The sequence below is a fragment of the Microbacterium enclense genome (assembly GCF_001456955.1).
In the GTDB taxonomy this organism is placed as follows: domain Bacteria; phylum Actinomycetota; class Actinomycetes; order Actinomycetales; family Microbacteriaceae; genus Microbacterium; species Microbacterium enclense.
Genome location: NZ_KQ758469.1, coordinates 331493 through 354730, shown reverse-complemented (window position 1 = coordinate 354730; position 23238 = coordinate 331493). Strand labels below are relative to the sequence as shown.

The 23238-nt window shown below is 67.4% G+C and carries 8 protein-coding genes; 4 read left to right on the top strand and 4 right to left on the bottom strand.

Features of this window, described 5'->3' with window-relative positions; all coding sequences use genetic code 11:
- The first annotated feature begins 136 nt into the window (after positions 1 to 136).
- Positions 137 to 6625, top strand: a complete 6489-nt coding sequence (locus AS029_RS07300) for a DUF3320 domain-containing protein (protein WP_058231919.1) — start codon at positions 137 to 139, stop codon at positions 6623 to 6625.
- Positions 6626 to 6657: 32 nt separating this feature from the next.
- Positions 6658 to 7905, top strand: coding sequence for an exonuclease domain-containing protein (locus AS029_RS07295; RefSeq protein ID WP_139168046.1), 1248 nt, complete (start codon positions 6658 to 6660; stop codon positions 7903 to 7905).
- A gap of 210 nt (positions 7906 to 8115) precedes the next feature.
- Here AS029_RS07295 and AS029_RS07290 read toward each other — a convergent pair whose 3' ends face one another.
- Entirely contained in the window at positions 8116 to 9231 is a 1116-nt protein-coding gene (locus AS029_RS07290; protein WP_058231917.1) for a DNA cytosine methyltransferase, read from the bottom strand.
- A gap of 38 nt (positions 9232 to 9269) precedes the next feature.
- Here AS029_RS07290 and AS029_RS07285 point away from each other — a divergent pair, with 38 nt between their 5' ends.
- Positions 9270 to 9731, top strand: coding sequence for a very short patch repair endonuclease (locus AS029_RS07285; protein ID WP_058231916.1), 462 nt, complete (start codon positions 9270 to 9272; stop codon positions 9729 to 9731).
- 4 nt (positions 9732 to 9735) lie between these two features.
- Complete coding sequence (locus AS029_RS07280) at positions 9736 to 10032, top strand: hypothetical protein (RefSeq protein ID WP_058231915.1); 297 nt, start codon at positions 9736 to 9738, stop codon at positions 10030 to 10032.
- Positions 10033 to 10035: 3 nt separating this feature from the next.
- Here the strand turns inward: AS029_RS07280 and AS029_RS07275 are convergent, their stop codons facing one another.
- The 3 genes from AS029_RS07275 to AS029_RS07265 are packed head-to-tail and all read right to left on the bottom strand — an operon-like array spanning position 10036 to position 23238.
- Positions 10036 to 12234 (bottom strand): 3'-5' exonuclease, encoded by a 2199-nt coding sequence (locus AS029_RS07275; RefSeq protein WP_058231914.1) that lies wholly within the window; start codon positions 12232 to 12234, stop codon positions 10036 to 10038.
- 1 nt (position 12235) lies between these two features.
- Positions 12236 to 18571: a DEAD/DEAH box helicase gene (locus tag AS029_RS07270; protein WP_058231913.1), complete on the bottom strand. Its 6336-nt coding sequence runs from the start codon at positions 18569 to 18571 to the stop codon at positions 12236 to 12238.
- Positions 18568 to 23238 carry a DNA methyltransferase gene (locus AS029_RS07265; RefSeq protein WP_058231912.1) on the bottom strand — a complete coding sequence of 1557 codons (4671 nt, stop codon included), beginning with the start codon at positions 23236 to 23238 and terminating at the stop codon, positions 18568 to 18570. The genes AS029_RS07270 and AS029_RS07265 overlap by 4 nt, the downstream gene beginning before the upstream one ends.

Here is a 23238-nt window from a genome sequence, read left to right as displayed (position 1 = left end):
TGGCGTTGAATGCAGCCGCCACACACCGCGAGCGAGCCAGAGGAGCTTGCGTCGCGAAGCGGCTGGACACGATCCTCTAGGCTCCGAATGGCCACGGCCCCACGGCCGAGTCGTAACGGGCCCCAGGGGGAATGTCTTGACCATCGATACACGTCACATCATCGGCGGGGCCATCGACGACCTGGCCGAAGGCCTCCGTCCGTTCATCGAGCAGGTTTTCGCAGAGCGCCTACCCCAGGGGCCGTCGTGGGTGAAGGTCATCGCTCACAAAGACGAGCTCGCGGGTAGACCCACCTCGCACCATCACGTGAATGACGTCGGGCTGATGCTGCGAGTGATGACCGAGAAGCTGGGCAACCTCGGCTACCCCTTCGACGGGCGCATCTCCCGCCAGGCGACGAACTGGGCGAGTGAGCTGCGCGAGGTGCGCAACAAGCACGCGCACCAGGTCGAGTTCAGTCTCGCCGAGACATACCGGGCGCTCGATTCGGCTGAATTGCTCCTGCGCGAAATCGGCGCGGGCGACGAAGCGCAGCGGATTGCGGCGCGCAAGCCGGCGGTGCTGTCGGCACTGGGCGGTGGAGCCACCGGCCGCCCGCTTCCGTCACCGCCGAGCGCCCCGCTCCCCGCGCCACCGGTCGCGCCACTCCCCGTGCCCCCTGCTGCCCCGCTCCCTTCGTCAGCAACCGCCCCACTTCCTACCGAGCTGGCCGCCGCGGAAGCGTTGCCGCTCACCCGCCGTCAGCGGCGCGAGCAGCCCGAGACGGACGAGTCCGCGACTTCATCCAATCCGGCGTCGAACGCGCGTCTGTCGCTCGACGCGGTGAGCGAGCTTAGCTATGCCATGGCACACGCACGCATCGTGCCGGTGCAGGAGGTTCGGGTCTCTTATGCCGGGCCCGAGCTTCGCGGAGCATCCCTCGAGATCGAGGCCGGCACGGCGAACGGTTCGCTGGGGGCGCCCAAAGTCGTGATCCTCGACCTTGCGCCCGGTCTGAAGACGCTCGCCGGGCTCGATCTGCTGTCGCTCGATCCCGCTCCGATGCTTCAAGTCGATACGGAGCAGCCCGGCTTCATCACTCTCACCCTGCGCGGCCCAGACGGCGCGGTGATCGCCGATCATCGTCATCCGGTCACCGTGCTTGCCGCGAACCAGTGGATCGCCAAGGAGCTGCACCTCGGCCTCGAGCTCCTTGCATCCTTCGCTCAGCCGCAGGCGACCGCGCTGACGCCGGTCCTGCAGCGAGCCTCGGACGTGCTGGGGCAGTCGAGCGGCCGCACGGAGCTCGACGGGTACCAGAGCGACAACCCGGCGCGGGTGGACGCCGTGGTCGCGGCCATCTGGGATGCCGTGCGCGAACTCGACATCCGCTATGCAGAGCCTCCGGCGAGCTGGGGCCTGCGCGGTCAGAAGATCCGCACGCCGCACGAGGTGCTCGAGGGACGGCTCGGAACGTGCCTCGACACGACGCTGACATTCGCCGCGTTGCTCGAGCAGGTCGGGATCAATTCGACGCTGTGGGCCGTGGACGGTCACATCTTCCTCGGGTACTGGCGTGAGAACGGCAGTCTCGGTCTGCCCGCGACCACCGACATCGAAGAAGCGGTCAACCTCGCGAAGCTGGGCCGAATCTCACTGCTCGAGACGACACAGGTGACCGGCGGTGCGGCATCCGTCCCGTTCGACGTCGCCCGCGCCACCCCCGCGGCGTACCTCGAAGCCCGCCGGGACGAGATCCTCGGCATCACCGACGTGCGCGCGGCCCGCGAGAACGGAATCTTCCCGCTCCCCAGCCGCACGGTGGGTGCCGACGGCGAGGTGACCGTCGTCGAGTATCGACCGCTGGACCGCGTGCTGGCGCCGTTCGTCGCCGGCCAGCGCGATGCACAGGGCCGCGCAGTGGCTCCGCCGCGGGTGGCGCAGTGGAAGAACGCTCTGCTCGACCTGAGTCTTCGTAATCGCCTCATCAACTTCACGAGTCGCGCGGGCTACCAACTCGCGGTGCCGGGCGCGGCACTCGGCCGGCTCGAGGACATGATCAACGGAGGAGCGAGCGTCACGCTTCTCGCGTCCGACGACGTTCCCGAGATCGCGCGGGAGCGTGGCATCCGCTTCGGTCGCGACCGCGACGAGGCCGAACGAGAGGCGCTCCTGGCTGACAAGCGGCAGGCGCACCTGACCGACGTCACGCAAGCGGCCTACACGACGAGGCTGCGCGCTCTGGCCGCGAAAGCGAAGACGGTCACCGAAGAGACCGGCGCGAACAACCTGTACCTCGCATTCGGCACCCTGCGTTGGGAGTTCAACGACCGGCAGCTGCAGTCGCCGCTCGTGCTCGTCCCGGTGACGTTGGAGAGCGTGTCGCGTGGCCAGTCCTTCCGTCTTGTCCTCGACGAGGCGGGTGCTTCCACGCCGAACTACTGCCTCCTCGAGAAGCTGAAGGTGAGCTTCGGCATCGAGGTGCCGGGACTTGCAAATCCGGCGACGGATGCCGCGGGGATCGACCTCGGCGCGGCGTTCGACGCGGTGCGCCAGGCGATGGTCGACGCCAAGCGGCCCTTCGTCGTCGAGGACACCGTGCACCTCGGCATCCTGCAGTTCGCGAAATTCCGGCTGTGGAAGGACCTCGACGACAACTGGGAAGAGCTCGCGACCAACTCGCTCGTCACCCACCTCATCAGCTCGCCGAATGAGGCGTACATCGACGCGGTCCCGGCGCCGGTCGACGTCGATCTCGATGCGCTCTCGGCGCAGGTTCCCGTCTCCGCGGACTCGTCGCAGCTCGAGGCCGTCGTCGAGGCCGTCGAGGGCCGCACGTTCGTGCTCGAAGGCCCGCCGGGCACCGGCAAGTCGCAGACGATCACCAATCTGCTGGCTCGGTCGCTGGCATCCGGCAAGCGCGTGCTCTTCGTGGCAGAGAAGCGCGCGGCACTGGAGGTCGTGAAAGACCGACTGGATGCCGTCGGGCTCGGCTCCTTCTCGCTCGACCTGCATGACAAGGGCGCGCGGCCGAATGCCGTGCGCGAGCAACTCCGGGCGGCGCTCGACGCCACCGCCCGGCCCGATCGGGCGGCGTTGTCCGCGCAGCGCGAGGCGGCGGAGTCCAGTCGTGGCGCGCTGTCGCGCTATGCGCAGCGGGTTCACGAACCGAACGCGGCCGGTCTGTCGCTGTACTCGGCTCGATCGCAGTTGCTGGCATCGGCCGCGGACATTCCGCCCCTGGATGTGCCCGCTTCCCTGGTGGCCTCCGGCGATCACATCGATCAGCTGCGCGCGACTCTGCGGGACTTGCCGGCTGTCAGCGATCTCGCCCGGCCGGCAGCGACGCATCCGTGGGGCTTCGTCGACGATCCCGAGATCGACGCGGCCTCTCTGCATCGCGCGGCGCGAGATTTCGACGACGCGCTGTCTGCTGTCGGCCCCAGCGAGATGCTTTCGCGCGTGCAGAGCCCGCAGCAGATGGACGCGTGGGCGGGTGTCGCTCGCGCACCGCGCCATGCTCTCGACGCCGTCGACCGAGTGCAGCCCGGGTCGATCGATGGCGTCGCTCAGCGGCTCACAGCGGCGGCCGCGCAGCCGCCCGCATGGCTCGCTCAGGTCGATCCGCGGGTTCTTTCGCGGAACGTTCGCGAGATCCACGCAGCTGCCCAGGCCGCGGATGCGTCGTCATTCTTCGGTCGCAAGAAGCGTCGGCGTGCGGTGCTGGCCCAGTTCGCGGCCGACCTACGCGTCGATCAGACCGCGATCGACCTGCGCGGGCTGTCGACACTCACCGGCGCCATGGTCGAGACGGCCGCACAGGTCGACGAGTTGCGCGGTGAGTTGCAGCGACAGCCCGTCGTGGTCGCGACCCCGGACTTAAACCCCTACCTGCCCGGCGCGGCGGAGCAGGTGGGAGCCGCCCTCACGTGGGTGGCGTGGCTCTCGAGGACGCTCGCGTCCGATGCCTCGACTGCCGGGGACCTGCGCTCGGACCTGCGCCGTGTCTACGCGACCACGGCCCCAGATGCGGCGTCGGCCGAGCGATACGCGGCGCTCGCCTCCGCGTGGCGGGCAACGGTCGCTGCTGCGCGAGGTGGCGCATCACCTGACCAGCTCGCCGTCTGGGCCGGGGATGAAGGAGTCGCGTCGACCTGGGAACGCACTCGTGCGGCGCGCAACCTGGCGACGACCGAACCGGTCACGCTCGGCCGCTGGATCGACCTGCTCCGGCACGTGGAACCTCTGCGGCGCCACGGGATGAACACGGCGCGGGAGGCGATTCTGGCCGGGCGCGTCCGTGCCGACGACGCGGCGCTCGCCTTCGACAAGGGTGTCGCCTCGGCATCCATCGATGAACGCGAAGACGCCACCGCGCTCAGCGACTTCGATCCCGCCGCACACAACCGGACGATCGCCCGGTTCGCCGCGAGTTCGGCAGCCATTCGCGGCGAGCTCCCGCGGGCTCTGCCCGCTGACATCCTGTCTCAGCGACGATTCGATCCGAAGTTCGACGGCGGCGACATGGGCGCGCTCAAACGTCAGCTCTCGAGACAGCGCGGTGGGGACAGCGTGCGGACGCTCATGGACAAGTACGGCGATCTGATCACGCAGATCACGCCGTGCATGCTCATGAGCCCGGAATCGGTCGCTCGGTTCTTTCCCGCCCGCGCCGGGATGTTCGACATCGTGGTGTTCGACGAGGCTTCGCAGATTCGCGTCGCGGATGCCGTGGGCGCGATGGGGCGAGCGCGTTCCGTCGTGGTCGTCGGAGACTCCAAGCAGATGCCTCCGTCGACCTTCGCGGAGGTGACGGCCGACGTCGACGAGGCTGAGGTTGATGCGGGCGTCGTCGCAGATGAGGAGTCCATCCTCACGGAGTGCACGCAAGCGCGAGTTCCGAGCAAGTGGCTGTCGTGGCACTACCGCAGCCAGGACGAGGCGCTCATCGCCTTCAGCAACCACCAGTACTACGAGAGCCGCCTGTCGTCGTTTCCTGCGCCGTTGCGTGACTTCACCGCGTCCGCACCCGACGCGCTCGCCGCGAAGAAGCCCGACTACGGGCTCTCGCTCGTGCGTGTCGACGGTCGTTTCGAACGTTCGGGTGGGCGCGGAGTCCTTCGAACCAACCGCGTCGAAGCGCAGACGATCGTCGACGAGGTGATCCGTCGCTTCGCTGCCGCCGGTGACACCGCACCGTCGATCGGCATCATCACGTTCAACGTTCAGCAGCGCGACCTCATCGACAACATGCTGCGCGACGCTCCCGACGAACGCATCGGCCGTGCGCTCGACGAGCGCGACGGATTGTTCGTGAAGAACCTCGAGAGCGTGCAGGGCGACGAGCGCGACACGATCCTGTTCTCGGTCGCCTTCAGCAAGAACGACCGCGGAATGCTCCCGCTGAATTTCGGACCGCTGTCCCGTGCAGGGGGAGAACGCCGGCTGAACGTCGCGGTGACTCGTGCGCGACGACAGGTCGTGCTGTACGCGAGCTTCGATCCCGCTGAGCTTCGCGCCGAGCAGACTTCGGCCCGGGGTCTCAAAGACCTGAAGTCCTATCTCGAACTCGCCGCGCGCGGAGTTGCACCCTCCGATGACTCCACGGTCCGCGTGCCCGTGATCGATCGGCACCGAGACGAGATCGCCGCGATCCTGACCGAGCGCGGACTCGTCGTGAAGACCGACGTCGGGCTCTCGGACTTCCGTATCGATCTCACGCTCGCATCCGCGTCCGACCCCGCGCAGCCGATCGTCGCCGTCCTGCTCGACGGAGAAGGCTGGCGTGCGCGCCGAACGGTGGCTGATCGCGATGGTCTGCCTGTCGATGTCCTCGGCAAGTTGATGCGCTGGCCGGGGATCGAGAGGGTGTGGCTGCCGGAGTGGCTCGATGATCCGGATGCCACGGCTGACCGACTCGTCGCGGCGGTGGAAGCCGCCAGCGCGGAGGGTCGGTCTGCGTCAACGGCGACGGTCGAGAGCGGTACGCAGCCCGTCGACGACCTTGATCCGCTTGCGGCAGATGAGCTGCCGGAGCCTCTGGAGGAAGGGACGCCGGCCGAGGTAGCCGTCGGTGTAACGCATCCGTACGTCCGTCCCTTCGCGCCCTGGCCGATGACGACATCTGGCGGAGTCGATGTGCTCGATGCGCTTCCGGATCGACCTGCTGCAGAGCGGGTTCGCGCCACCCTGGTGGAGATCATCGCCGCCGAGGGACCAATCTCGCGGGCACGGCTGGTGAGACTGGTGGCGGAATCGTTCGGACTGTCTCGTGTGTCGGGGACCCGGGCCACGGCGATCCTCCGGCTGATCCCGGAGGCTTCCACGCGCCCGGGCGACGAGCAGTTCATCTGGCCGGTGGACGTGGATGTCTCCACCTGGCGAGACGTCCGCGCGAGCACGTCGGGAGAGAGTCGACCGCTCGAGTCCGTCGCTCTGGAAGAGATCGCGAACGCCATGGCCGTCGTCGCTCAGCTCGGCGGTGGGGTGCGCGAGGACGAGATCAAGAGAGAAGCTCTGCGGCTGTTCGGTGGGAAGCGAATGACAGCCCAGATCGCCGAGCGACTCGCTGAAGCTCTGACGCTGGCGGTGGCCACCCGACGGGTCGAGCTTGCGCCGTCGGGGGCGTATCTCACCCGTTTGTGAGGTGCGCCGGTCGATCTCAAACGACGGATAGAGTGACCCCGATCAACACCTGGGGGCGCAATATGGGGCGAGGATTCGCAGTCGTCGATCTGGAAACGACAGGTCTGTTTCCACAGAAGCACGACCGCATCGTCGAGGTGGCGATCGTGCATGTGTCACCGACTGGCGTCGTCGAAGGAGCCTGGGAGACGCTCGTCAATCCGATGCGCGATATGGGTGCGCAGCTTATCCACGGCATCAGCGCCGCTGCGGCCGCGCGAGCTCCGGAGTTCGCTGCGCTCGCCCCGTCCATTGCCTCCCTCCTGCGCGGGCGTGTGCCGGTCGCGCACAACGCCAGTTTCGACGCGCGATTCTTGGCCCACTCCATGCAGCAAGCCGGTCTGGTGTGCCCCGAGTACGAGTACTGGATGTGCACGATGCAGCTCGCGGGCACATTCCTGCCGGGCAACCGGAGTCTCGCCGACTGCAGCGCGGCGATCGGATACGCGATGCAGAACGCTCATCGCGCTTCGGCGGATGCTCTCGCTGCGGCGGCGCTCCTTCGCGCCTACATCGGCGCGGGCCGCGATCCCGCGTGGTGGGACGGTTGGCTCGCCACCGCGGGGGAGTGGCCGGATGAGCCGTGCGACACGACAGCCTGGCTTGCGCGTACGGACTCCGACACGGCACCGCGATCGGTTCTCGAGCGGCTGCACGTGGACGTCGCGACCGACGCCGTCGACGACGGCGCACTGAATCTCGACTACCTCGCCCTGCTCGATCGCGTCCTCCTCGACCGGTACATGTCGGCGACCGAGACCGACGACCTCATTCGATTCGCCGCGGAGCTCAATCTCTCAAGCACGGCGGTTCGCCGCATTCACCGCGCCTACTTCGACGGGCTGGTGTCGGCGGCCTGGGCGGACGACCAGCTCACCGCTGACGAGTGGGCCGACATCCAGAAGATCGGTGGCCTGCTCGAGATCGACGCGGCAACGATCGCCGGCGCCGCTTCGAAACCGGATGCCGCGGCCCCGACCCTCACCACCGGCTTCCGCCTGTCACCGGGTGACACCGTCGTCATTACCGGCGAAACGCGCCGAGACCGATCGGCGTGGTTCGACATCCTCACCGAGCGCGGTCTGATTCCTAAGGACAGCATGGTGAAGAAGGCCAAAGTGCTCGTGGCCGCCGACCCCGACTCGATGTCGGGGAAGGCGCGGCAGGCGCGCGCTTGGGGGGTTCCGATCGTTACGGAGGACGGGCTTGAAAGGTTGATGGGACTGGGGGCTGGCGAGTAACCGCGGCGGGGCACCTGTGGGGTGAGGCGCGCCTCGGACGGACTTCGGGTCCGACCGCCTATTCATGTGACCAATGTCACTCCGGGCGGCCTCCTAACCACGAATTAGGAATGCCACCGGACGCCGAGTGAATCGTGCTCAGAACCCGCGAACTGCGCCGCTCGGACTTCCCTTGCATGGGCGACAGCTCGAGTGGGCTCGGAGTTGGCCTTACAGATACTGCTCCATGTGGGCGGCAATCGCCCGCCCAAGGGGCACGGGCACTGCGTTCCCGATCTGCCTTGCAATGGCCGTTTTCGTGCCCACGAAGCGGTGTGTATCTGGGAACCCCTGAAGCACGGCCGCCTCGTAATGCGTGATCGCGCGATTCTCGACCGGATGGAGGTAGCGGCCCTTTTCGGGCTTGAAAAATTCCGTGCGGATCGTCACCGACGGCCTGTCCCAATGCAGTCGGCCCATGACGTCGCCGGACCCGCTCGTGTGGCCGATCCAACAGGGCGCCTTGAGGCGATCTGGGAGGTCAAACCTGTTACCGCCCTCTGGAATTTTGGAGAATCGAAGCTTCGAGATCTCAGCGTAGTCGCGACCCACGTGGAGCTCGAACGGGCGGAACACTCCTGGGAGCTCGATGCCGAAGAAGGTCTTCACCCGGTCGTCCAGACGGGTCTCGGTGACGGCCGGAACGATGTTCTTGAATGCCTGGCGGACGGTCTGATGTCGTCCCACATGCGTCGGTGGCGGCATACCGATTGCCGGAAGGTCGCGGTGACGTCCGATGAGGATGGCCCGCTTGCGCGCTTGGAATGCGCCGTAATCTGCTGCGTTGAGGATGCCCCACTCAAATGCGTAATCGCTCAGCAGACCGTCGGGCTGGGTCGACTCGCTGAGGTCGCGGAACTGCTGCGACTTGGCGAACGCCGCCACGTTCTCCACGACGAAGTACTTCGGCTGCGCGCGTAGGATCGTCGCCGCGTACTCCTGCCACAGGTAATTTCGGAAGTCACCGCTGTCACGCTTCCCGAGCATTGAGAAACCCTGGCACGGCGGGCCACCGACGATGACGTCGACCTGAGGGACGTCCTCTTCCTGCAGCCACGTCTGGATCCCGCCACGATAGACAAGGTCAGCGCCGAAGGTGGCCGCGAAGGTCGCGGCGGCGGAGGTATCGAGCTCGACAGCGCGCTTCACACGGTAGCGATCTGACGCGGCATGGAAGCCTGCCGTGAGACCGCCGGCGCCGGCGAACAGGTCGAGCACGGAGATGGTACGGGTCGCGCTGGAGCCGGTCGTCGGAGTCCCGACGTGCAACGGCGCCTGCAGAGTCATCGGGCCAAATCTACTCTGGAGATGAGGAGGTCGAGCGGATGCTGGACAGTGAGTCGAAGGCGGAACCGCCCCGCGCCCAGTCCTGGGCGAGCACGCCGGGTTCGCGTTCGTCGATGCAGGCGAACCGCGGTCGCGACACAGCGCCCGAGTTGGCTGTCCGACGTCGTCTTCATGCGATGGGCCTCCGCTATCGGGTGTCGGCGCGTCCGGTCCAGAACTTACGACGAACAGCCGACATCGTCTTCACGAGAGCGCGCGTCGCGGTCTTCATCGACGGATGTTTCTGGCACGGCTGTCCGGAGCATTACCAGGCCCCCGTGCGGAACGGTGCCTTCTGGCTGGCGAAGCGGATGCGCAATCGCGAGCGGGACGCCGAGACGGATGCTGCCCTCACGGCCGCCGGGTGGACGCCGCTCCGCTTCTGGGAGCACGAGGTGCGTGATGATCCGGAACTCGTGGCTGCCACTGTCGCCGCAGCTGTGGACCGGTCGATAGCCTGACCGCATGGCTGACAGATCTTCTCTCAAAGGCTGGGTACTGGCCGCACTCCGCGAGCTCGGCGGCGCAGGCAAGATCGTCGAGGTGTGCAAGATCGTCTGGCGCGATCATAGAGACGAACTCGAGTCTTCCGGTGATCTGTTCTATACATGGCAGTACGACATCCGCTGGGCGGCCCAGTACCTGCGCGACAACAGCTATCTCGTACCGGTGCAGAGGCGTCGCGACGCACCGTGGGTGTTGAGCGAACTGGGCCACAAGACAGATCCGGATGCCGCGACCGAAGCCGCCGGGCGTCGCTGAAGCTCAGCCCAACAGCAATGCGCTCGGCGCACCCTTCCACGTGACGACGAGTTCGTCGCGTGCGCGGCTCGCCGCGACGTAGAGGAGCGAGCGGAACTGGCGGTCCTTGTCCGCCCGGTCTTCCTCAGGCACTCCTTTGTAGGCCCACGGTGGTGGGAACGAGCCGTCCGAGACGTCGAAGAGGACAACGCGCGAGAACTCCATGCCCTTCGCGGCGTGCATGGTCATGGTGACGGGCTGGCCGCCCGTGACCCGCGGCTGGGTGATGACGGCGACCGAGACACCCCGCTGCGAAAGGCCCTGCTGCACCTTCTTGGCGGAGGTGTTGGATGCCGCAAGCACGGCGATCGTCTCGGCTCGTACACCTTCTTCCAGCCACCGCGCGATGTCATCGGCGATGAGGTCCAGCTGCTCAGCGTCCGACTTGGCGGAGTGCTTGGACGGCTTCGGGCCGCTGCGCGCCGACCGGTAACCGGCTGTGGAGACCTCGAGTCCTTCGGCATCCTCGAACTGCTCACCGGCGAGCACACCGAGAGCGAAGCGAAGGTTCTCCAGTGTCGTCCGGTAGTTCAGCGTGAGTCGGCGCGAGCGCCCCTGCACCTTGATGCCATAGTGCTTGAGCACGGTCGACCGGCCGTAGATCCGCTGATGACTGTCGTCCGCGATGAACAGGTCGTTCGAGCCCTCAGCTACAAGGGCGCGCAGGAGCTTCCACTTCGCCGGTTCCAAGTCTTGTCCCTCGTCCACCAGAACGTGGTCGGCGAAGACGGTGCCCGTCCTCATCGCCCACTGGGCGCCGATGGCGGCGATCTCGCCGTACCCGAGTTGGTTCGCGATCCGCTGGTCTTTGCGCATCTGCTCGACGACGGCCCACACTGCTGCGCGCTTGCCGCGGTCGAGAGCGACCCCGCGCCCGGGCCGTCGGACGGTGAAGTAGGAGTCCGTGTCGATGATCTCGTTCGGCAGCACCACCTGCGCGTACTCGTCGTTGAAGAACGACGGCGACTGGAGGGCGATCGGCAGGGACGCTCCGGCCTGGACGATCGCGGACGACCAGTCGGGCTCGGCGGGGGACGCCGTCTTCTCCCGGGTCGAGCCGATCGCCGCCAGCGCTGATGCTCCGAAGTCGTCGCCCGCGCGCAGGCGGACGTCAGCGGCGAGCTGATCGACACCCCTCACGAGAACACCGGGATCGCCCAGCTTCTCGGCGATCGGCACGTCGGCATCGAGGCGCTCGAGGTCACGACGCAGGTTCTCGGCCAATGCGCGGGTGAAGGTCGTCAGGATGATACGCGCGTGCGGATGGGCCAGCGCGAGTCGACGGGCACGATGCAGGAGCACGACCGTCTTGCCGGTGCCGGCGCCCCCGCTGAGGCGGAAAGCGCCCGAGTAGTCCTTCTCCACGTACTCCCGCTGCTCGGGGTGCAGGAACACCCGCCAGGCGCCGAAGTCTCCGTCCTCGATGATCCGTTTGAGTTCGTCGCTGTTCGCAGCATAGGTGAACTGCATCCGGGATGCCGGGTGCTCGAGCGCCTTGAGGATTCTGGTGGCCTCGTCGTCACCGGGATCGACCTCGACCGGCTTGTCGAGTCCGAGGCGTTCCTTGATGAGGTGCAGTGCCTCGCGTGCCGCCATCGACAGCAGCACTTCTTGTTGCCATGGAGTTTGCAGATGATCGGCGAAGTCCAGCAGGGCATCCTCGTCGAGCAGCTCGAAGGCTGTCGCAGCGATATTCGCAGGGAAGCCGAATTCATCCGTGAGATCGGTGAGGAAATAGCCGCGCTCCGTGAGGACGGGCGTCGAGGATGCTGCGACCGGAGCGGCCGTCCCCTCAGTGGGAAGCGCGGCTGCGGAGACCTGCTGCGCGGCGATGGCCTCGCGGAGTTCCAGGATGCCGTTGACGGGGTTCACCGCGAGCGTCAGGGACTTGGCCTTGGCGATGGCCTCATCGTGGGGCCAGGTTCCCGCGTACACATAGTTTGTCTCGCCGCCGGGAGGGTCGACGCGGAAGAGGACGGCCCGCCAGAAGTCGTTGACCCGTCCGGTGCGGGCGTTGGGGTCGACCGAGCCGTTGATCGGCTCGATGTGCAGACCCGGTGTGGCGTCACTTTCGCCCAGCTTGTACAGGAATGTTTGGATCTTGGCCTTGACGTCGTTGCCGTGGTTGGGCTGCTTGCGCATCGCCAGCGTGATGGTGGGCATGTCAAAGTCCTCGGGTCAGTGCCTCGACCTGCGCGGCGAGGTCGTCGGATTCGGGATCGAGCAGGGTCCACCCATCGGTGGTGAGGATTTCGGCCTCACCGGCTTGGAGCCCGAGTGCGATCGTGACCCGCGCCTCGGGCCACGCGATCGACAGAGGGATGCCGCCGAACGTCTCGACTCCCAGGCGTGGGACAGGGGTGGGTGCCGCGGCGATTCGCTCGATGACGGCACGTTCGCTTTGCGTCGCTTGCTGTGCGAGCACAGCCCACTCAGCGGGAAGCTCAGAGGCTGCAGCTAGGGAGCCAGGCGGCGGTGTGAAGGCAAGCCTCGACCACGTCGTGATCTCGACCCCCGACATGTCGCCACGCCACCCTACGAGGTTGGACAGGTGCAGCCAGAGTCGCCACGATCGGTCGAAGCCGGTCGCCGTGAGGGCGTCATCGCGGTCGTCGAGTACGAGGGCGAACTCAGTCGCTCCCTGTTGCTTGAGCCGCGTCGTCGACACGAGCTGATTCTCGGCTGTGACCCAGTCGGCGGCGGGGACCGCCGTCTTCGGCAATCCCTCGGTGAAGACCCGAGCCGCGCGCTCCAGCGCGGACTCCCCGCCGAACGGCGTCGAGACGGCACCCTGTTTCAGGATCATCGGTAGGACGCGCGCGAGAGTGTCCCGACGCTTCGCCTCATCGTCCGGCTTCTGCATCCACTCCATGAGGAGCGTGATCGGATCGACGGTCAGCTTGCCGAGCTGTAAGAGGGGCAGCTGTGCTTGGGCGGCGACCTTCTCCGCCCACGGGCGCACGAACCACGACGGGTCGAGCCTGTCGTCGACGAGGTCGGCCCACGTGACGGCGACCACGCGATACCCGAGACCGCGCGCGGCGCGCCGCTTGTCGGCGTCGTCAGCGAGTCGGTTGTGCTCGACCGTGGCGTGGAACGCCTTGCCATCGGTGTAGATCGCGATGGGTTCGGCGCCGCCGCCGGACTGCTCCAGGACGAAATCAGGCTGAGTGGGGCCGAGCGACACCTGGGGGCGCAGCATCCAGATCCGTCCGTCTCCCGGGAACGACACCTGCACCTTGTTTCCCCAGTCGCCCGGGATCTCCTTGACGCTGCCGCCGAGCGCTTTGGTGCGTTCGATGAAGACCTTGCGGAAGAGCTGCTCGATGACGGACTCGCTGAGCGGGACGCCCGGGTCCTCGTCGGTGACGTCGAAGTGAGGCGCGGGTGCGCCGTTCGAGACGTCGAGTAGCTTCGCGAGCGCTTGTTCGGCCGAGGCGCGCGACAGGTTCGATGTTTTGGGTGCGAAGGGCAGCAGGCAGCGGTGACACGCGGCGCGCTGTTCGTTCTGGCACTCGCAGTCCTTCAGCACCCTCCACGCTTCGGTGAGGATGCCGCGCAGACGAGTCGGGTCGGCCAGTTCGGCGAGGTATCCGGTGCCGCCGGGCACAGTGTCGTGTACCAGCAGGGCCTGAGCGGTCCCGCCCTCGTGTTCGCCGAGGGGCTCGGTGACCGGGACGATCCGCAGGTGATCGGGGTCACCACCCATCGACTCACGGAGGCCGAGGAGAACGGCCGCGGAAAGACTGGGAACAACCACTCCGTCGCCGAGTGTCAACGCTGGAGGGAGACGGAGGAAGATCCCCTGCGTGACGAGCGTGCGTGTGAGTGCGAGCGTGACGGTCTCCTCGACGGTTTGGTCGCGGCGCGGGCACCACGGTCGGTGATCGCGCCGATTGTTGCCGCCCGCCTGTGAGTCGAGCTGGCCGCACGTGTCGCACACACGGAACAGGGGACCGGTGACCTCGCTGCCGGCGACGAACCTGCTGGGGCCACTGCCGGCACGCTTGCCGACATTGATCCAGCGGATCGTGAGATCGCGGGCGTAGGTGACACCGAAGCCCGTGCCCTGGTCGTACCAGCGCCGGACGATGCCAGCGGGGTCGAGGTCGGCTGCGACCTTGACCGTGAACGCCGTCCGTCGCCGGTCGTCGCTGCGGTCGCCGATCACGGCTTCGTCGCGCCGGGCGACGGCGGACACGGTCTTCAGCTCTGCGGCCGGCATCCTCTGCGCGGCGTCGCCGATCCCCTTGGAACGGCACCGCGGACACTCGGTGACGGCGCCGTCCGCGACACGCTGGGCGAAGCCGCACTCGGGGCAGAAGGTCCAGTCCTCGACGGCCTCACCGCCGGGGCCGAGGTCGACCGCGTCGACCGGGATCTCGAGCCCCTGCGCGTAGAAGAACGAGCCCGGTGCGAGCTCGTGGATCGCGACGGCCGCGCCGCGCTCGTAGGCGTAGGTGTCGTCGTGCCACTCGGAGGTGTCGGGGTCGATCCACGAAACCGCCGCGTCGAGGCGTACCGAGTCGTCGAGGAGCGTGTAGTTCGGCAGCAGACCGAAGCGTTCCAGGGCACTGATCCAGTAGCCGTCGGTGAGATCGGTCTGCTGCCGGCGCAGCATCCCATCCGCCGCCCGCGCCGCCCGGAAGGCGTCCTTCGCATCGCTCTCGACGCCGAGGTCCGCGGCCTTCTCGAGGTCGGGGAGCGCGTTTCCGATCTCCGTACGCCGCCGACTGATGGTCTGCAACTCGACGTTCCAGCGATGCACGGCGTCGCGAACGGATGCCGCCAGGCCTGATGTCCCGGGATCTGCCGACGGTGTGACCCATTCGCGGAGTCGGTCGGCGGCCGCCGAACCGAGGCCCGGAAATGTTCCCAGGAACGACTCGACGAGGTCGGCGGCGTTTTCGTCGGCGTAGGCGACCGCGTCACCGAGGAACGAGCCTGCTTCGCTCGTCGTGAGCACGTCGCGCGCCTTCTGCACGGTGTCGGCCTCGGCCGCGCGACGATCGAGGATCGACGCGAAGTACTGGCGCCGCAGGATCTCCTGGGCGTCCACGAATGTTGCGGGCGGCCGGACGGCGCCGTTGATCACCGACAGAGGGTCACCCATGCGCGGCAACTGGTCCCCGCGGCCGGTGACCGTGGCGACCGACAGGGCGTTCCCGGTCAGGCGCCCGGCGCGACCGACTCGCTGCAGGTAAGAGGCGACGCTGCGGGGCAGCCCCGCGAGCATCACGGTGGACAGGTCGCCGATGTCGATGCCCATCTCGAGGGTCGGGGTGGCGACGAGCACGTTCGGTGCCGAGGGGTCGCCGGCTGAGGCCTTGAATCCGTTCTCGTATTCGAGTCGTACTGTCGTGTCGAGCAGGCTCGTGTGCTCCCGCGCGACGACGCGTCGCATTGACCCCTTGTCGTAAAGCGTGCGGTAGTAGTTCTCGGCAGCGCTGGTCGCGGAGATGAGGGTGCCGGGGCAACGGGCAGATACGCAGGGGCCGTCACGCAACTGTCCGATCGCATCAGGAGTGCCCGTGACGGGGTTACGACACACGGTGCACTCGAGTCGCACGTCGCCGCGCGCGAGCGTTGAGCCGTCGACGGGCTCGACGACGATGGATGACGGCGGAAGCAGGTACGCGGTCGCCGCGCCGCCCGACACGGGGTGCGACCGCAGGAGGCCTGTTCGCTCCAACTCGGCGAGCAGTGCCGAGGTGAGTCGCACGCCGTCGGTCGGCGTCGAGCCGAGTGTCTTCCTCGCCCAGATCGCGTACCAGCTCTGGGCCGAAGACACGACGTCGAGGTGGGTGCGCCTCGCGTCGTCGCCCGTCGGGGCGTGCGGGCCGACGCGCGGGTAGCCCGGCGCGTCACGACCGGGTGGGAACGCCGGCATCCCGACTCCGCGCTTGCGGCCGCCCCAGATCGGCCAGCGCTTACCGTCCTCCTCGATGTAGCGCGTGAACCATTCGTGTTCGATCGCTCCGCGGTCACGCATGCGCTCGAGCACGCCGCGCACCCACCGCACGACGACCTCGTCCGAACTCGATGCCGGCGCAAGGCCGTCGAGGACGCCGTAGGCGGGTGTCTCGTCGAGCACCTTGCGGGCCGCGGCCCGCATCGAGGCCTCGGTCGCTGAGACGGATGCCGCGAGGCTCCCGGTCAGCTCAAGGGTGCGGCCGACCCGAGACTGCAGCCCGAACTCCATCGCGAGGTCGAACTGCAACCGCCGCTTGACGCGCGTGAGTACGGCCGCGGGCACACTGCGGAGGGTCGGCGACTTCCAAAACTCAACGAACTCTTCGCGGTCGACGAGGTCGGGCGGCAGCAGGCGGTAGCGGGCGTCGGGGTCGTCGCCCGCGTCCTGCACGAGCAGGTTGGCGATCTCGTCGAGGGGTGCCGAGTCGTCGGCGACCGCGTGACGGATCGCGTTGCGCAGCGCGAACACGTGCGCGCGACTTTGCACGAAGCCGGCGCGGTGCGCGGCATCCTGGACGCTGTCTGTGAAGACGAGCGCCTTCTTCTCAGCGCGGTCGAGGTCGGCGTCGCCGAACAGCGTGGTCACGACGACCGAGAGCATGGTGGCCATGGCACTTCCGAGAAATCGGATGCCGTCACGTCGACCGCACGCCGGACACACGTCATCGCGCGAGTCGTCGTCGACCTCGCCCAATGTGAGCGTGAGCACGGGGAGCGCGGTGCTCTCCTCGGCGTCGGAGGGAGCGGCCGGGAGGAGCGCGCGGTGCGCGTGGTCGAACCAGGCAAGTCCCGGCACGGGCTCGCCCCCGACGGAGGCGTCGGCTTCGACCGGGGCATGGAGGAGAGCGCGGAAGCGACTCTTGCGGCCGCGTGACGCATGGTCGCGGCGGATGTCGTCGTCGGTCGCCGAGAGTTCGTTGCCGACCGGGGCGAGCTGGACTCCCCAGCCGCTACGCCCGCAGTGACGGCAATAGACGGCGGGGAACCAATTCGTCTCGACGTCGTCGTGGCCGGGGGACACCGGGCCGTCGTCGGCCCAGTGGAAACGCACGGTGGGGGTCGCCGCGCGATCGATTCGGGTGAGCTCGCGGATCCACAGGTGCAGATCGATCGACAGTGCGCTCCGACCGACCCGGGCGCGCACGTGGCTCAGCGCCGCCAGAACACGGGTGATGAAGATGCGACGGGCGCTGCTGCGCTGTTCGAAGGTCTCGGTGATTCCGAGGCCGGCGGGCAGCAACGCATCGGCGAGTGCGTCCACGTCGATCGCGGTCGCTGCGCGCTGAGCGATCGCCTGGACGAGGGGATGGGATGCCACGGACGCCAGGAGATCCTCATCGGAGGCGTTCGACCAGTCGAGCGCGGAACCCTCTTCGAAGAGGGTGATCAAGACCCGTTCGGCCAAGATCCGTGACGCGGTCTCCTCGCCTTCGGTGTGCAGCGCGACGATCTGGGACACGAGGGAGTTGTCGAGGGCGCGGGGCCGGCCACCCAGGAGGGTTCCGCTGTCGCGGGAGCCGTTGACCCACTGACGCATCGACTGGCGGGTCTCGCGCACGACGCTGTCGGCGGGGAACGGGATGCCGAAGACCGTCTCGGCGAATTCGAGCATGCGGCCCGGGTCGCCGTCGTCGCCGAGGGTCGCGCTCGTCGCCACCGGTGTCACGTCGCCGAGGGGACCGGCGCCGGTCGGTTCCGGCGGTCCGGCCGGGCGCAACCGCCGAAGAGTCAGCCCGAGCCGGCGCAGCAACATGGCGACGTCGGTTCCTTGGGCGCCGTCGTAGGTGTGGAACTCGTCGAGCACGAGGTACTGGAGGCTCGTCGCGGCCGCTGCGAGCAGCGGCTGGTCGGCGCTGCGTAGCAGCAGCTGGTCGAGCATCTTGTAGTTGGTGAGCAGGATGTCGGGTGGATCGGTGCGGATTGTGTTCCGGTCGTTGATCAGCCCCTCGGCGGTGACCCGCGTGCGGCTACGACCCGCCGTCTCGCCGGTGTATGTCGCCGCCCTGACGCCCTTGAGCGCGTCGTGCCCGCGGATCAGCTCGGCGAGGCGCCGGGACTGATCATTCGCGAGCGCGTTCATCGGGTACAGGATGAGTGCCTTGACCCCGGCGTCACCGGCGGTCTTCGCGCGTATGACGTGGTCGAGGATCGGGTAGAGGAACGCCTCCGTCTTGCCCGATCCGGTACCCGTGACGACGAGCGTCGGAAGGGGCGCGGACTTGACCGATCCGTCGGGCTGTTCGCCGAGGTTCGCCGAACTCAGGCGCCGGAACGCCTCGGCCTGGTGTCCATAGGGAGTGTGTCCCTCGTACCAGCCGAGCGCATCACGCCACCCGTCGTCGGCCGCGCGGAACGGCACACGGGCGCGGACGTACGGGCCCCGGAAGATTCCGTCGTCAGGGTCGTCGAGGAAGCCGCGGAGTGCGCCCTGCGCTTCCTCGTCGGACAGCGCGAACGTCGTCGTGAGGAAGTCGACGAGTCCGGAGCGAATCTGCGCCGCCTGACGCGAAGGAAGCAGCTCGCTCACGAGCGCTCCTGCAGGATCCGCTCGAAGTGCGCATAGGCCTGTCGCATGTCGGCCTCGCGATCGAGGGTGACGTAGGGCAGCACGTATTCATAGGTGTTGCCGGAGGCGTTCGTCGCGCTCCGCTCATCCTGCGTGATCTCGTCGCCCTTCTGGCGCCAGACCTTCAGGACTTCGTTCGGGACGAGGCGGCCGTTCGCATCGTAGAAGTAGACGTTGCGGTCGTACCCGTAGAGCACAGCGAACTGTGTACGGTAAATGGTGCACAGTTCGTCGGCGGTGATACCGAGGGAGAGTGCCACGATCGAGTCGATCTCGATCTGCGCCTGGCGGCGATCCGAGGCGCGTCGGAGCGGAGTCGCAATGGACCACTGGCTTGAGTTGAGGCCGATTGACCCCCGGTTGCCATAGTCGATGCCACCTGCCCACTCGACGCCCGCCATCCCCGGGTCGTAAGCGACCGCAACCAGATCCGCGTACGCATCGGTAAGTGCGAGCAGACGCAAGGAACGCACGCGCGATTCCGTAAGAAGGTGCGGATGGATACTGCGTGGTAGTCGCCGTATGGTGCTGATCGAAATGCCGCTCTTGGGAGCGATTCGCACCGCGGCGTCCGCGATGAGCGATGAGGTGACCGTTGCGGCGTCGAGGATATGAGCGTCTTCTATAGGTGAACCGGCGGCGGATACGCCGTGGATGTGACTGGCACCGGGCGGAATTATGGCGCTGATCAGTGTTCGTTCGCCCGTGTTGGCGGCCATGCCCCGCCATGCGAGCCGAAACCGCGAGCGGGCGGGGACGCGGTCTTCGCCCCAGTGGGTGTACGCGGCGTCATAATCGGCCTTGCTGTTCGCCGGTTTATAGGCGGTCACTGGCATAGCGTTGGCACCGAGCGTCTCGAGGTCGATGGGTGACCAGTCCTGGTTGTGAAGCATGGTCGAGTTCGGTGACTTGTAGAACGGGTTCCCGACAAAGATGTGAGGGCCTTGCAGGATCGCGTGGTCCCACGACTCGACTGGCCCCCATTCGACGTCGAAGTAGCCCTTCGTGCGGTCGCCTTTCTCGTGCCAGCCTGCAGAGAACTCGAGACCGAGCTCACCAAGGCGAGAGGCGTGGCTGAGCTTGGCGAGCACATCCGCTGTCGCCTGATTGACCGCGTAGACCATCCGTGTGCGGGTGATGGGCGTTGCCGGCTCCTCGAGGAGCGCGTGCCACGAGGCCAAACGGGCGAGATTGACGTGGGTGATCCGGCTCCGGTGGGGCCGGACGTCCCAGATACCCTCCTCTGTCTTGAGCCCCGGCTCTGGGCCGGAACCGTCGTGGCGCAGAGACCCGGTGACCGTCTCAGGGTGGTATAGCCAAGATGCGTTCAGGAAGGAGACTTCGGTCCGCGCATTCCCGAAGACGCTGATTCCGTAGTGTTTGTGATCCTCTATCTCGAACAGGCGGAGCTCATTAACGAAGTGCCAGTGTCTGCGAAGACGAGTGTAGGAGGCTTCCCTCAAGACCCCGGCCTTCTCGTCCGTCAGATGCGTCTCATAGTGAATCAATGCCGATGCGCCTCGAAGGCTCGCATTGCGCCAGGAAAGCTCCATGAAGCAGCGATAAAGGTCGGGCTGCAGACCCGTCAAGTGCGGATAGACGAGTGGAGAGCCGACGAAGGCAGCCGTGCACGCGACCTCGGCGGTTCCATCTACAAGCAGATCGCGTATGCCATCTAGCTGCAGCGTCTGTTCGCGCTTGGCCTTCACCTGAGCTTGCGTCGGCTTCACGGCGAGCTGCCACCACGGGTCGCCTTCGGCGAGCAGCGCGTCGACATTAGATCGCGGTCGCACCCAGGGCGGGTTTCCTACCTGCAAGTCAAAGCCACCACGTGCGAAGACACCCGCGAAGTCGAGCTCCCAGTGGAAGAAGCCGTTCGCGGCGCTGACCTCGCGCGTGATGCGCACCCAAGGGTGCTGCTTCTCGATGTCGGCGCCTGACAAGGCCCCGGCGTAGCCGAGATCAACGGCCTCGGCGTCCGCGAGATTTCCCCAGCTGGTCGGGAGACCCAGCGTCTGCGCACCCTCGCCACCGCGACGTGGCTTGGCTTCGCTGTGACGACCGAGCGTCGCTTCCAGCCCCTCGATCCACTCGTCGAGCGTGGGCGGTGTGACCTCCTGTGTGACGGTGTCGGTGAGCGGCCAGAACCACAGTGCGCACCAGGCGTCCATCACCCGGCGAAGCCGCTGATAGGCACCGTCGGGGTCTCGCAGGAACGCATCGATGTCAGCGCGGGAGACGACCGTGCCCCCGTCGTCGGTCAGTGGGCGGGGGTCGTGCCACAGCTCGATGTCGCGGCTGACCTGCGCCTCGGCGATCTCCAGGCGACGCAGCGTGAACTGCCACAGCACCTCAACGCGGTGCGAGAGGGCGGTCAGGCGCTTGAGCTGCGCGTTCGTAGGCTTGCGTCGGATCGCGTTGCGCCACGCGCGGAGCGCGGCGTGCGCGTCGGGTGCGAGCTCCTTCGCCTCCTTGGCGTCGACCGCCGAACCCCATCCGTCCGCCGGCAGGAGGAAGTGGTGGATCTTGCCCGAGGTCGCGCTGCCGACACGCCCCTCGGTCATGTCGTCGACGAGGGTCGACATCGGCACATCGGTGGGGGTGTCGTTCAGCCATGCTTTGTCGAGCACCTGCTTTTGTGTGTACACCGCGCGGCGCGCCCCGATGAGCGAATTGCCGCGCCGCAGGCGAAGACCGAACCACGGCGCCTCGAGCCCGTCGACCATCGTATCGAGCCACAGCGAGATCTCGGCGAGCTCGACGGCGGTGGAGTTGAGGTCCACGCCGTAGACCTGGTGCAGCGCGATGGCGGCCTTCACCTTCTGTAGCTCGCGCGGGCGCTCGTCGGGGTCGATTCGTTCGCCGGTCTCGTGCTCACGGCGATCGAGGTACTGCTCCGCGAGCTGACGTACGGCTTCGATGGCGAACGCGCCTGACCCGAGCGCGGGCTCGCACACCGACAGCCCGAGGATCTCTTCGGCGGTCGTGCGGTGGCCGTCCTGGTCGAGCAGCTCTTCGAGGGCCTGGGATACGACGAACTTCGTGAGCACCTCAGGGGAGTAGTACGACGCCGACGTCTGGCGCTCGCGACCGGACAGGCGGAAGACGAACTCGCCGCCGCTGTAGCGGCGCGGCTTCGTCTCCCCCGTGATCGGGTCGGTGAGCCGGACGAAGTCCTTGTCGGCGATCCCGTCGGCTCGCGACACCGGTACGACCCACGAGCCCTTCGACCCGTCGCCACCGGGCGCGACTTCGAAAAGCGGTTCCTTCGCGAAGAAGCCCGTGTACGACATCAGCCCCTCGTACACCGCTCCGAGCTGGTTGATACCGAGGTCGGCATAGGAGATGAAGCCGCGGTCGCGGCCCTTCTTCACCTGGTTCTCGCGGGTCAGGAGCAACAGCTGCAGCACGCGCTGCAGCGCGCCGTCACCGAGACCGACCTCATCGATCAGCGAGGTCGCTTGCTTGGCGAACAGGTCGGCGTTGAGCGGATTGAACGTAAGCCCCTCACGCAGGGTCTCGTCAGTCTCCTGCTGAACGCCGGCGTCGTGTCCGGCATCCACCAGTCGGAAAAGGGTCGCGAGCGAGGAGTACAGGTGCGTGCGGTGGTGCGACTCCTCACCCAGCTCGACGAGCACGAGCTCGCGCAGACGGTCGAGCCCGTAGCCGAGCGCGTACTCCGGTGCGCCGATCGGCAGCACCTTCATCTCGGGCGACGCCTCGGCGTAGAGCAGGAAGAGGATCCGGTAGAGGTAGCGCAGCGACTGCCGCGCGAGGACGTTCGCGTCACTGTCGGGCAGCGGGTCGAGGCCCCCAGCCTTGCGGCGTCGGACGGCCTCGTTCGCGATGATCTCGATCGACTCACGCACGCCCTCGCGGAGGTCCTTTGAGACGCCGACGGTGTGCTTGACCGAGTCGTCGAGGGTCTCAGTCCACCACGTCGAGCCGTCGACATCCGGAAGCACCGTCTCGCTGCTCAGCACGGCGACGGCGCGGTCGGACTCGCCGCCCCTCTTGGTGTCGTTGCGATCGAGTACGAGCTGAAGATCGACGGCCAGGTAACGGCCCTCGGCCCACCGGTCGCGCTCGGCAAGGAGCGCCCAGGTACCCGACAGGACGACGGCGAATGGTGGAGTGTCGTCGCCGCTGAAGAGGAACGAGAGGCAGCGAGCGACGGAGGTCACTGCGTCGGCGTCGTCGGGGGTGAAGGGTCCGAGGAGGGTGGCGGAATCCTTGGCGAGCAGGTCCGAGAGGTCGTCGACCCTGCGAGCGCGGATGACCGCACTCGCGGGAGACCCCGGGGTGTCGGCGGGCGCGACGATCGTCACCGGCCCGACGACAGTGCGGTGCCATCGCGCGTCGGCGTAGCCGAGGGCGCCGACGAGCGGTGTGAGTACGGCGGAGTCGTAGGCCCCGGCATCCGTCGCCTCGCTTGCGAGCGCGCTCAAAAGATCGCGTCGCACGGCGGCGAGGCGTGAGGACGGCGTCTGCTCGCCGTCCTTGGCGCGCTCGTCCCACGACTTGCGCAGAGCGGTGACCCGGGACTGAAACGACTGCTTCGTCGACTCGGTGTTGAAGTAGTGCTCGCTGATCCAGTCTTCGCCGACGATGAAGGCATCCGATGCCAT